The organism is Persicirhabdus sediminis (assembly GCF_016595495.1).
GTDB lineage: Bacteria > Verrucomicrobiota > Verrucomicrobiia > Verrucomicrobiales > Akkermansiaceae > Persicirhabdus > Persicirhabdus sediminis.
This window is the reverse complement of record NZ_JAENIM010000039.1, coordinates 361,852-374,884: the sequence shown is the minus strand read 5'-3', so window position 1 is coordinate 374,884 and position 13,033 is coordinate 361,852. Positions and strand designations below refer to the sequence as shown.

The window sequence follows — 13,033 nt, the reverse complement described above, 5'->3', positions numbered from 1 at the left end:
TGATACAGGAACTGTCATTCTATCACAAACAGCCCAGGATGATACAAGTTTTTAATAATGAATAAGAAACAAAAAAAAGCGCGCTCCCAATTAGGAGCACGCTTGGCAAATATTATTTAAGCTTTTTCTAGCTAGAATTATTTATCTTCTACCACGAAGATCATCATCTGACGGAAGTGCATATGTCTCTGTTTGATCTTCTTCAGCTGCTCTTGATTCATGTCCAAATTACTTGGAATGAGAATCTCTGAGTTCGCCTTGAAATGCTTTCTGTAAAGCTCGTGAGTCTCCTTACCATTGTTCAGGCTGAGTGACGCGTCTAGCTTTTCAAATTCATCGAGCCATGCAGGTGACGGCAGTGAATGAACGTGGCCAACGTAGACCCATGCGTCTTTATCAACAACAAATCCAACCACATCAGCCGCCCAGTAATCCCAGTCGTGGAATGGCAGACGGATCTGCTCAGACTCTGCCACTAATGGGTGAATCACCTTGAATGGATTTGGATAATCACTGAATGCTGGCTGGCCAATCATTGGCTTCACAATGTCAGCTCCTGATGGTGATGGACCTGTGTAGGTGAGGTCACTAACGATGCCGTCAACTTTCGCCAGCTCGAGTGGTTTATCACGTTTGGCCATTTCCAGATCTTCAGCTGGAGGCGCTGCTAGTCGCTCAGTTGGCTCAGCTGCTGGCAATGGTGGCATGTAACCACTGATACCGTTTGCAACTTTAGCATCGTTAACCTTTACGCTAACAGACCCTGCTTTGAGTCCTTTTTCGGTGGTCACCTTGAGGGTAATTTCCCCTGGCTCGAGAGTTGAGCGCACAGCCACACGGTTGATGCCAGACTCGAGGTCGAGGTAGGTATGGTTGATGGTTTTGATTTTGCCGCTGTTATAGCCGCCGCGCCAGATTCCTGGGCCGCTGAGTTCAAAGTCAACTTTACCATTCCAGACCAAAACACGCTTGCCATCTTTATCGACAGCTTCGACATCAAACAGAGCCACATCACTACCGTTAGCTTGGAAACCGTCAGGCCCAAGGATTGGAGTAATTCTCAGCGCGACCGCGTCACCAGTAGACTTCTTCTCGTGACGGCAAACTTCTTTGCCATCAATGTAAGCTACAGCTAACACTTCACCTTTTTCAAATGGCACATCTGCCCATGAGAAAATCAGCGGGTGCTTGTTATTTCTCACGTCAGTACCAACGGTACGCTTTTGTTTGCCCAGTGACTTGCCATTCAAAAACAGCTCCACTTCCTCAGCATTAGAAATCACATACTGTGTCTTTTTAGTTCCAGCTGGATAGTTCCAGTGGCCAAGCAAATGCATGTCTGGTTCGTCTGAGAAAATCACACGGCAGGCGTAATACGCTTCTTTTGGCAAACGCACACCGTCAACTTCACCTGAGGTACGGGAAACTTCTGTATTCACACGACCACCTGATGTGGAGTCTGAGAAGATCCAGTTAGCACCACCACCGTGGCCGCGGAAGCTTACTTTGTCCCACTGCCAGCACTGGTTGAGCGCAAACTGCTCGGCGGTGAGATCGTAACTACCCACAGCGTGCCAATTTTCATATGGAGGTGTCTGGCGATCCCAGACGCGGCGCGGGCTCTCCTCGCGGTTATATTCACCTTCGATAGGAGTCATGCCTTCGCGGAATCCGCCACCTTCCATGGTGATAGAAACATTACTGAATTCGCCAACCACAGTATCAGGTGAGCGATGTCCATATCCACGACCACCGTGCGGATCGTACTTTTTGATAAAATCAGTCAGCTCAACCACGTGTGGTCTAGAAACGCGGCGGTTGCCACCTTCCCAAACAACGATGGATGGATGGTTGCGGAAATAGATGATCATATCGCGGAATGCGGCAGCGCGCACTTCCCATGGGTGACCTTCTACGTCTTGCTCACCGTCCACACCCACTTGCAGGGTGAGAATGCCCAGTTGGTCAGACGCCACTAATGAGGCTTTGGCGCCAGCGCAGTGACCCCAGCGCACCATGTTACCATTCGCTTCAGCCATCAGCTGCATGGTGAAATAGTGCATCCAATCTGGCTGAGCAGCCCCTAGACCTGGCCATTCGTTGGTTGGTTTCTGCCCCCAACCTTTCATTTTCACATAGCGATCATTGATGTAAAAACCTGTGTGCGGATTAAATTGCATCCAGCGCACACCCAGTGGTTCTTGGTTTTCATCTACCACTTTGCCGTCAACTTTCAGCTGAGTTTTCACCGTATAAACATGTGGTGATGCCGGCTCCCACAAACGTGGGTTCTCCAGCTGCGCGCGCATCTGAATCACCTTCTTCTCGCCAGCTGCAAGTTTGGCGGATTCTTTCAGCTCGAGCACCTGCTCGCCATCGGCATCAAATACCAATGAGATAACTTCTAGCGACTGCGACTCAGAACTTGAGTTCATCACCTCTGGCTCCACACCGATGGTTGCTTTTTCGCGTGATGGATCCAGCGCGTAAGTATAAGTACCTACTGTTTCCAGATTATCATAAAGTGGCAGCGTGAGATGCACCGCATCCTTAACGTGCAGTTTCACATTGCGGTAAATGCCGCCGTGAGCTGGGTGCCAGTGTGGGTTATTCCATGGCAGTTTAGCGCCGCCTTCATAAGCGTCCCACTTGTGGCCTTGATCCTCTTCATCGCGCACAAAGCTATTATCAGCCATCACCGCGATTACGTTATTTTCGCCGTATTTCAGGTGCTTGCTGAGGTTGAAACCAAATGGCACAAAACCATTTTCTGAGCCACCTAGCTTCACGCCATTGATATACACTTCACTCAGCTGGCGAATCGCCTCAAATTCCAGAATGATCTGTTTGCCGTCCCATTCTTTAGGCGCAACAAAATGTTTGCGGTACCAAGTACGTCCATCCCATTGATCGCGCTCACCCACGTGGCCGAGCTCGGACCAATCGTCAAAGGTGTCCACATCATTAAAGGTATGCGGCGCGGAGACTGTCTCCCAGCTGGAATCGTCCAAATCGACTTTTTGTCCCTGCTCAACGTCATCTTTAATGAACTTCCAAGCGGGGTTAAAATTGAGCGTCTCTGCGCTCAGCATAGTAGTAAAAGCTGTCGTCACACCTGCTGCTGCCAGCAAGGTTGACCATTTAGTTGGTGTCCTCATGTTGATATATAATACGCATCTTAAACCTACCACATTTTGCGTCAACTACTATATTTAACGCAAATCTTGCACAGCCAGTGAAGTGTTTTAAAAATGATAAACAATCACCACGAAATGATAAAAAAACATGACATTCAGTTAAATCACAGCTGAATAAGTAAAATATCGACCACTAATAGTTGCTAAACCATCAACTAAATACTTGCCAGCAGGTATTATAATTTGCGACAGATGCGCAAATATTGTCCCAATTAAAAATAATCCTCGATCCAGCTGCAAACAGCAGAGAAAAGTGACACGGTAAATAACTTGTATTTTACCTGATCGGAACTATCTCGTGAGTATGTCGTTCGAGCAATTAGGCCTAGCAGAGAGAATTACCAAAGCGATCAACGAGCTTGGGTACGCCAAACCCATGCCGATTCAGCAACGTGCCATTCCCAAAATCGTCAAAAACCACGACCTTATTGGCATCGCCCAAACCGGCACCGGCAAAACCGCAGCATTCACCCTGCCGATTTTATCCAAACTCTGCCAAGCAACTAGCAGTGACAACCAACGTCACACCAAAGCGCTCATCATTGCTCCCACTCGTGAGCTGGTTCACCAGATCCACGAAAATATCCGCAAATACGCAAAATTTACCAATTTGCGCACCGTCGTCGTCACCGGCGGCGCCAGCGAGCAACATCAGATTGAAAAACTACAAAGCAATGCCGACATCGTCATCGCCACACCTGGCCGACTACTCGCACTGCAAAAAGGCAACCACTGCCAGTTTGGCAAACTAGAATTCCTCGTTCTCGACGAAGCCGATCGCATGCTCGACATGGGATTCCTCCCCGACATCATCGAAATCATCCGCCCGCTGCCAAATCGCCGTCAGACATTACTTTTCTCAGCCACCCTGCCTAAGCCGCTGGAAAAACTCGCTGCAGATTTCATGGAAAAGCCAGAAATCGTAGAAGTAGGCAAGCGCAGCAATACCGCCAGCACCATCGAGCAATTCCTCTACCCAGCTGAGCAACACCTAAAAACTGACCTGCTCATCGGCCTGCTTGATGACCACAACTTTTTCTCCGTGCTCGTATTTGTACGCACCCGCGACCAAGTAGCTGGACTCGCCAAAGACCTGCAGCGCGCCGGCATCGACTCCGCCGCCATGCACGGTGAGATGTCCCAGAACCACCGCTCACGCACCATCCGCGATTTCCGTGAAAACAAAATCCGCGTACTTGTAGCCACCGACATCGCCGCTCGCGGGCTCGACATCGACTCCATCACTCACGTGGTTAATTTCGATTTCCCTGAAAGCAACGAAGACTACATCCACCGCATCGGTCGCACCGGACGCGCTGGAGCTACCGGTCACGCGATCACATTTAATACCGCGGCTGACCAAAACCGTCTCGCCAAGCTGGAAAAACACATCGGTCGCACCATCGCCGTGCGCCAACTCGCTGGATTCAACTACAATGTGCCTGCACCAGAAGAAGATAAATCCAGCCGCTTCGAAAAACCACAAAAGGTCAAACCAAAGCGCCACTCGGTCAACCGCTCAGAATCATCGAAGCGGTTCCAAAGCGGACTCGACGCCAAACAAAACCGCACATTCGGTAAAAAGAAAGCGAGCAAGAAAACCGCCAAGCGCCGACCAAACAAAAATGGCAAAAAGCGCTAAACCTAGCCGCTAAAAAAATTCTCATTATAGCCATCCAAGCCAATCCGGCTGGGTGGCTATTTTTTTTGCCTAGAATACAACAGCTTCGTCAGCTAACAATTCACATCACCAGCAGCTCGACAGCCAAATGCTCAACTGGCTGATTCATCAGCTCAAGCCAATCTAGCGGATCCTGTTGGAAATAGCGACGCAGCGCGCGAATTGAGCCAGCGTGAGCAACTAACAAAACCAACCTACCCTCGTGATCTAGCTCGTCACAAAAATCAAAAACTCGTCGCTCCAGCTCAGGCAATGACTCACCAGCTGGCGGCGACGCCAATAGCCAATCACTCATCCAGCTATCCAGCCGCTCACCATCATTCAGCTGCAGTTCATCCCAGCTGATCCCCTCCCATTCGCCAAAGTCGAGCTCACGCAAGCGCGCGTCAGCAGCCATACTGGCCTGCGGAAAATGGTCTAGCAACTGCTCTGCCAAGCCACTGCATCGCTGCAAATCGCTAGAGATGACATCCGTTGGCTGATAACCCAATTGCACGAGTCGACCCACTACCCTATCAGCTGCCGCAGCATGATCTACTGCCAGCGGGATTTCCAGCTGACCGTAACAAATGCCAGCCATTTTCTCAGCTGGCGGCGCGTGCCTAAGGACAATGATCATAAACAAGCAAATATACAGATGAACAAGGTGACTTCTATCAGCTGCTGGCTAGCACCAAGAAAATCGCCCGTTACACCGCCAGCTCGATAATGAAAATAGCGAGCTAACAAAACTGCCAGCACGCTCCCAGCCAGCAGAGACACGCCTACTAACTCGACTGAAATCAGCTGCGTGAAAACTAACACCGCCAGCACTAATGCCGCCCAGATGATCGCAGTCACCCCCTGACGCCAATCAGCTCGGCTCACCTGACGGCTTTTCGCCGCCGCATCAGTGGTCGCATACGGCATACATACCAACAAAATCACCGGAAACAAACGAGACAGCGATTGAGTGAATACAAGCAAGCCCAACATGGTCAACGCAAGTGAATGGTCACCAACAGCCGCAGAAGCTAACACCTTGTCCGGCAGCGTTGCTAGGCAGGACATTTTAAAACCAATCACCACAACCAAAGCCAATGTGCCAAACGACCCCAGGCGGCTATCCTTAAGGATTTCAAATAACTTCTCGCGGTTGTAGGCACCGCCGATTGCATCCGCCGTATCAGCTAGACCATCTTCGTGAAAGCCACCAGTTAGCAGACACATCACACCCAGCATCAGAAAGCTAGCTGGCCATGGGCCAAGCACACTAAATGCCAGACAATAAACCAGCGCAGCCAAGACACCTAACATCGCCCCAACTAGAGGAAAATGTGCCGTGCTCCATTTATTTTCCTCATCACTATAGGGGTAACCACCTAGCGGGATGCGGGTCAAAAACAGCACAGATGCGCGTATGGAGCGGAAAAATATCATGCCTATTCTTTGACGATACCCGCAGCTTCAAAGGTCGCCATTTTATTATGTAAGATGCACGCCTGCTCGAGCATCGGGTAAGCCACCAATGCGCCACTCGCCTCACCCAGAGCCAAGTTCATATCTAGCAATGCGTTAGCGGAAAGCGATTTCAGAGCTAACTGGTGCCCCTGCTCACGCGATTGGTGAGCAAACAATAATACATCACGCACTGAAGCATGCATCTCCACCGCCACCAAAGCTGCACTGGTAACAATATAGCCGTCCACTAACACTGGAATTTCTAGCTCAGCCGCTGCTATCATTGCACCAACCATAGCCGCCACTTCACGACCACCCACACTAGCAAGCATGGTCTCCGCGGACGTGGCGTCCACATTCTCTAATGCCTGCCGAACCGCCGCCAGCTTGACGATGTAGGATGGGTCAGCCACACCTGTCCCGCGACCTGTAACACGTGCTGCTGATTCGCCTAACACAGCTCCAGTAAGCGCCGCCGCCACTGTAGTATTGCCAATTCCCATCTCGCCCAAAATTAATAATTTCAAACCATCTGAATGGGCAACCATGTCGCGCACCGCCGCCTCACCCGCAGCAATTGACTGGCGGCAAAGCTCCATACTCATCGCCTTACCATCACGCAAATCGCCTACACCATCAACATCTATCGAAACACCAACATCAACGACTACCTGCGGCATGCCGTGGTGCGCACACAAAACACTAGACGCAGCTCCACCCGCCTCGAAGTTAGCCACCATCGCCGATGTTACTTCCATCGGAAAAGCACTCACTTCTGGACAATTCGCCACCACAGGATGGTTAGCCGCAAAAATAATACAGCCAGCCGGACGCACCACTGGCTCGTTGGTCCTCTGGATCCCGGCCAGCTCAACGGCAATATTTTCTAACTCACCCAAACTTCCCGGCGGCTTGGTCAATTGACTCTGTCTTCCCCACGCCTGCTCTCTTGCTTCATCTGCTGAAATTTTCATCATCTATACCTAATGCATTTCTATCATCCACCACAGCGATCATCTCACAAGACGAATTGAGACGACCACCACACCTAACTAAAACACTATATTTACTATCTAGTTAGACTTTCAAACTTTCACCTTCAGATTTAGCAATCACCACCGCACAACATGAATCACCAAACACATTCACCGCAGTGCGTGTCATATCCAACAGACGATCGACAGCCAACAGCGCGGTCACCGCTACATTCGCGTTAGGGATGCCTGAGTTATTGAGAATAATCAAAATAGCCACCAAACTAGCAGATGGCACACCAGCCACACCAATACTGGTCAGCAAAGCAGTCAGAACGATACCAAACTGCGCCACCAGACCGAGAGGAATATCCATTACCTGGGCAACAAACAGAACCGCAACGCACTCGTATAGCGCGGTGCCATCCATGTTCACCGTTGCTCCCAGCGGCAGGGTAAATCCAGTCACTCGCTTAGAAACGCCTGAGTTCTCTTCTACGCACACCATGGTCTCAGGCAGGGTCGCCGATGACGAGGCGGTTGAAAATGCCGTCATTAGAGCAACCCGCATGGCCTTCATATGCGCCCATGGATTCACATTACCACAAAGCTTCAGAACCAGCGGCATGGTGATAAACAGATGGGTTCCCAGAGCTAACAAAACAGTGAGGAAATATTTACCCAAGGACAAAAATAACTCTGGTCCAGTTTCGTAAACAACAGGTAACAGCAAACCAAAAACTCCGATAGGCGCCATCACCATGATCCACTGCGTCATGCGCACCATCACCTCGTGTAGCGCCGACACCCCACCTAGCAGCGGCTCCATCTGCCGTGCTGGCAAACTAGTCATCGCAATCGCAAATAAGATTGAGAAGAAAATCAATCCTATCAACTGACCATTATTAGAAGCCGCAGCAAAAATATTTGGCGGCACCATTTTCTTAAAGATATCAACAAAATCACTGCCCTTCTTGCTATTTGCGCTCTCCACCTTAGCTAGATTCGCCTCACTTGCCTGCTCATGCTCGCGGTCAAAGGCAGCTTGAATTTCTCGGTTAGCTTCACCATTGGTACGCCCCGGCTCTAGCACATTCACAAACATCAAACCCACTAGAATCGCCAGCAGGCTGGTCATACTGTAGAAACCTAATGTTTTAAGCCCTAACTTACCAAACCCCTTCACATTGCCCAAGCCAGCAATGCCCGCAATGATAGACGCCGCCACTAATGGCACGATGATCATCTTCAGCGCCTGCATGAATAGATTACCAATAAACTCACAAGTAGCTACTGCGGCGGAAATAAATTCCCCCGAGCCCGCATTGTCGAGACGTCGGAATAACCACCCAGTTGATGCTGCTAGAATGAGCGCAATCAACATTTGCCAGTGAGCCGGTAACTTTTTCATACCCGCAGGCAAACATGCTCAAGCTGTGAGGTCAAATCTTGCCTGCAATCTCACACAAGAAAACTACCCGCTGACGGTGAGTTTCCAGCTCGCGAGATTTAACTATGGCAGATTCAGGCTTAACCTGTTGAGCAAATACCTTTGCCGTCGCGTCGTAACATCGATTGCGCAATTGCTCGTTGACTATCTGCCCAGCAGAAGCCTGCGAAGCCGCCAAATTCCCCTGCCTGATCTGCGTGACAGCCAGCTCGCTCCAAATCTTATCGCGCAAACCAACATTCGAGATTAGCGCACAGTAGTCGCTAGCTACATAACTATCGTGCTGGAACTGAAGCAATCTAGCAACCCCAACTAACACCTGATCGCGCTGCGCATTGGACTCCACCTCAGCGAGCAAGGAAACCACTTTTTCCTGTAGCGTCGTCGCCTTTTGTACATGGCCCGCCGCATACTGGCTACGCGCCAACGCTAACAAAGCCAGCGCCTTGGCGTGAGGCAAACTAATCTCTTGAATGGTATTGAAGGCAATGCTCGTCTCCCCTTTTACAGCCGCCGCTGCAGCCACGCTCGCAAATGCCAAGTCGCGTTCGTTGGCTGATTGAATCCGTCTAGCTACATTACGTGCGCGCCGCGGGTTATTCAAACGAGCCATCACGCCAGCAATAGACCGCAGCGTGCGCTCACGAACTAACTCTTCCGGAATCACATCCACTGAGGCTAGCGCTTCATCTAGCTCACCGCGCTTACTCTTTTCAATTGTTAGCGTAGAAATAGCCGCTGATCGTTTACCTTTGCTAGCTATACGCTCGCTGAAATACTCACTCGTCGTGAACTCGTGACGGCGCGCATAATCACTGGAAATCTCGCATAACGCGGCATCTATCATCGCCGAATTACTCATGCGCATTAACATCTGCATGCCACGACTAGCGCGACCATTTTTAGCTAACTCCCTAGCCATAGTAACCAGCGTGCGGTCGCGCTTCGCCTCGTTAGTCATGCGGTTAATAGCACTCTCAGCTGAGGGAAAATCTCCTGCACGGCTCAGCTTCATGGCTACCTTCCCCCAGGCATCATCTCGCTGCGCGGCATTGGTGATTTGATTAATAGTGAGCGCCGCGCGGTTGAGTCCTTCATATTCGGATTCACCCTCAGCCACCGAAACCAACAACTGATCTTTAGTTAGCTCGTTAGAAATTGATTTACTGAGATCTTTAGCCAGTTGCGTATCGCCTTGATTGCTATACCACACAGCCACATCCAAGGTAGCTAGATCGCGCGCCTGTGGATGGGAAATATTTTCTATCGCCTTCAGTGATTCATCGTCGAGCCGCATCTTCACCATAGCCTTCACCACATCGCGAATTGCCCATGAAGCGACATCGGCATCAACTGGATTGTGGGCTAACTTCTCCGCATCCCCGAGCACCGACTTCATCGCCGTCACATCACCTTCCTCTTCGTAGGCCTCGGCAACGATAATCAAAGTTTGCCACGGCTTCTCGCTATGCACCGCCATATGACCAGCATGAGTTAGAACCTGCTGGCGAATATCAGCCAGTCGTTTTGCCTCATCACTCGCCTGATGCATCTCAGCGAGGTCGCGAGCCATTTGCTCTATCTTTTCATTCTGCGCTAACTGCTGCAGAGTCATTTGCTGAGCTTGCGCCTGCTTAGCGGCAGCTACAGCTTCTTTGCGTTCTTGCGCAGCTTCTACTGCCTCCTGCTGGCGTTTCGCCCGCTCGATGAGTTCGCTTCGATATTCAACCTCCCGCGCAGAAACAATACGTTTACTTGGCCGCGCAGCCAGCTCAGCCGGTTTCTCAGCTGGCCCAGTTGGACGAAACAAATCAACAGCCATTGCCAAGCAACCAACGGCCATGCCGCCAGCTAGCAAATAGACAAATGAATGCTTAATTTGATCGCTCACACATAACTCTACGCACCACTGATTGGACACTTTCAGCTAAACCGAAAATTGCCAGAATGTGCATGGGACACTATTTGTCCACGATCAACTAGATAGGGTGATTTTGATTAAAAACACACCCCACCTATGAGCTACGCTAGATCAACTAGCTTCAGCTTGGGAATTACAACCCACGCTGCCTAACGGCTTCGTACAAACAAACGCCAGTCGCCACGCTAACATTCAAGCAGTCGACATGACCCTTCATAGGGATCTGTACCAGAAAATCGCAATTTTCCTCAATCAATCGACGCATACCTTTGCCTTCAGCACCCATCACAATGCCAGTTGGCCCTTTCAAATCGCAGTCGTAGATGTTTTTGTCACCTTTATCACTGGTGCCTATCAGCCACACACCTTCTTCTTGCAGACGCTTCATCGTGCGGCTCAAGTTAGTCACCTGCACAAAGGGCACGTGATCGGCTGCACCCACAGAAATGCGGTGCACGGTCTCAGTGAGCCCAGCGGATTTATCCTTCGGCGCAACCACAGCCGTCACCCCAGCACCATCAGCGGTACGCAAAATCGCGCCCAAATTGTGCGGGTCCTGCACGCAGTCGAGAATCAAAATCAACGGCTGACCGTCACTTTGTAAAATTTCAAACAAATCATCCTCAGTGCGTGATTTCTTCACCCGCTGGCCACCACGGGCATGTTTATTCTCCCTAGCTTCTGAATCCCTTCTGCGCATGCCCGACCAGTAAACTAGCCAGCTGGAAATGCAAGACTGCAAAAATCAACCCATCCCAGCAAAAAGTATGGCCAGCCAGCGGCACATCCGCTAAGCAAGTCACATGAAACATGTCACCATCTACACCGACGGATCATCACGCGGCAATCCCGGCCCTGGGGGCTACGGCACCATCCTCACCTTTGGCAAGCTGAGCAAAGAAATGAATGGCGGATTTGCCACCACCACTAACAACCGCATGGAACTCATGGCCGCCATCGTTGGCCTAGAAGCATTAAAAGAACCGTGCCAGGTGACTCTAACTTCTGATTCAAAATACCTCGTCGACGCCATCCGCCAAAACTGGATTGTCGGCTGGCAAAAACGTGGCTGGAAAAAGTCAGATAAAAAACCAGTCAAAAACCAAGACCTCTGGCAGCGACTGCTCAAAGCCATGGCGCCACACCAAATCGACTGGCAGTGGGTCAAAGGTCACGCCGGCCACCCGATGAACGAGCGCTGTGATGAACTCGCCGTGGAAGCAGCCACCCAGCCAAACAACCCGATCGATCACGGCTATCAGGCCGAGGCAGGATAGAGATCAAACCAGCGTGACATGACACGCCCACCTTCCCTCAGCTGATTTTCTAATGATTGAATTTCCTAGCTGATCTGCCACCTTAGCTGGCATGAAATGGTTCCCTATTCTAGCCGCCATCATCTGCCAGCTAACTATCAGCACATTGTCGCTGAGCGCAGAAAACTTCCTGCCGCTGAAAACCACCTTTGTAGGACAGCAAAAATTCCAACAAATCTGCCTGCTCGCTGAGCGGGAAAATTGGCGCCAGCTAGAAATTGGCGAGCGCATGGTTAGAGTGGGCCGCCAGCTAGAAGGAACACCCTATGTCGCCTACACCTTAGAGATCGACGATCACATCGAGTCACCATCGGTCAACTTCAACGGTCTCGACTGCTGGACGTTTTTTGAAACCTGCCTAGCCTTCTCCAAGATGCTAGAGACCAAAAAATCCAGCTACACACCTAAGGACCTGCTAGCGCAGATTGAGCATACTCGATATTTCTCCGGCCGCTGCCGAGGCAACTACCTCGACCGCATCCACTATCTAGCGGATTGGTTTGACGATAACCAAAAGCGCCGCAACATCAACGACATCACCAACAAATTCCCCACTATCGTCATGCCTAACCAGTGCGACGAGATGAGCAAGCTGTGGAAATACTACCGCTACCTCAAACACAACCCAGAGCTGCGCGTCGGCATGGCCAAACACGAAAAACGGGTCACCCAGATGAAGGTCAGCATGATACCCAAAGACAAAGTGCGCGCCATCGAGAGCCAGCTGAAAAATGGCGACATCATCGGCATCGCCCGCCACGGAAATGGCAGCTACTGCTCACACGTCGGCATCGTCGTCAAAGATAGCAAGGGCCGCGCACGCCTCATGCACGCGTCATCCGACTACAAAAAAGTCATCCTCGACCAACCACTCAGCGACTACCTATACCGCTACCAAAAACACGCTGGCATCCTCATCGCCCGCCCAAAATAACAGGTCAACAAATCTCCAACCTGACCTCCCCCTCGTAACCCGGAGGGTTTTCAGACTTTAGCCGTGGGTCAGCGAGCCCAGCGAGCGCAACCCACGGACGCCAGCCAGCTGATAGATCTG

10 protein-coding genes are annotated in these 13,033 nt (G+C 50.8%); 3 read left to right on the top strand and 7 right to left on the bottom strand.

The features are described from left to right. Window positions 1-137: 137 nt before the first annotated feature. A complete protein-coding gene (locus JIN82_RS09040; RefSeq protein WP_234041882.1) occupies window positions 138-3,092 on the bottom strand; it encodes a glycoside hydrolase family 2 protein in 2,955 nt (984 codons plus the stop codon). 409 nt (window positions 3,093-3,501) lie between these two features. Between JIN82_RS09040 and JIN82_RS09035 the strand changes: the two genes are divergently transcribed. After that, on the top strand, window positions 3,502-4,839 hold the full coding sequence (locus JIN82_RS09035) for a DEAD/DEAH box helicase (protein WP_200311302.1): 1,338 nt from the start codon (window positions 3,502-3,504) through the stop codon (window positions 4,837-4,839). Between the two features lie 100 nt (window positions 4,840-4,939). On the opposite strand, the gene JIN82_RS09030 is transcribed toward JIN82_RS09035, so the two are convergent. The 6 genes from JIN82_RS09030 to rlmB form a co-directional block, all read right to left on the bottom strand. Then, a complete protein-coding gene (locus tag JIN82_RS09030) occupies window positions 4,940-5,497 on the bottom strand; it encodes a histidine phosphatase family protein (protein WP_200311301.1) in 558 nt (185 codons plus the stop codon). Continuing rightward, the gene (gene cobS / locus JIN82_RS09025) at window positions 5,494-6,297 is read right to left on the bottom strand and encodes an adenosylcobinamide-GDP ribazoletransferase (RefSeq protein WP_200311300.1); all 804 of its coding nucleotides are present in this window, start codon (window positions 6,295-6,297) and stop codon (window positions 5,494-5,496) included. The genes JIN82_RS09030 and cobS overlap by 4 nt, the downstream gene beginning before the upstream one ends. A gap of 2 nt (window positions 6,298-6,299) precedes the next feature. Further along, window positions 6,300-7,295 carry a nicotinate-nucleotide--dimethylbenzimidazole phosphoribosyltransferase gene (gene cobT, locus JIN82_RS09020; protein WP_200311299.1) on the bottom strand — a complete coding sequence of 332 codons (996 nt, stop codon included), beginning with the start codon at window positions 7,293-7,295 and terminating at the stop codon, window positions 6,300-6,302. 100 nt (window positions 7,296-7,395) lie between these two features. Next, entirely contained in the window at window positions 7,396-8,703 is a 1,308-nt protein-coding gene (locus tag JIN82_RS09015) for a dicarboxylate/amino acid:cation symporter (RefSeq protein ID WP_200311298.1), read from the bottom strand. Window positions 8,704-8,734: 31 nt separating this feature from the next. Beyond that, a complete protein-coding gene (locus tag JIN82_RS09010; RefSeq protein WP_200311297.1) occupies window positions 8,735-10,633 on the bottom strand; it encodes a hypothetical protein in 1,899 nt (632 codons plus the stop codon). A 163-nt stretch (window positions 10,634-10,796) separates the two neighbouring features. Next, window positions 10,797-11,363, bottom strand: a complete 567-nt coding sequence (gene rlmB, locus JIN82_RS09005) for a 23S rRNA (guanosine(2251)-2'-O)-methyltransferase RlmB (protein WP_200311296.1) — start codon at window positions 11,361-11,363, stop codon at window positions 10,797-10,799. A 103-nt stretch (window positions 11,364-11,466) separates the two neighbouring features. Between rlmB and rnhA the strand changes: the two genes are divergently transcribed. Both rnhA and JIN82_RS08995 read left to right on the top strand, forming a co-directional pair. After that, a complete protein-coding gene (gene rnhA, locus JIN82_RS09000; RefSeq protein WP_200311295.1) occupies window positions 11,467-11,940 on the top strand; it encodes a ribonuclease HI in 474 nt (157 codons plus the stop codon). Between the two features lie 91 nt (window positions 11,941-12,031). Further along, window positions 12,032-12,913, top strand: a complete 882-nt coding sequence (locus JIN82_RS08995; protein WP_200311294.1) for an N-acetylmuramoyl-L-alanine amidase-like domain-containing protein — start codon at window positions 12,032-12,034, stop codon at window positions 12,911-12,913. Window positions 12,914-13,033: the final 120 nt, after the last annotated feature.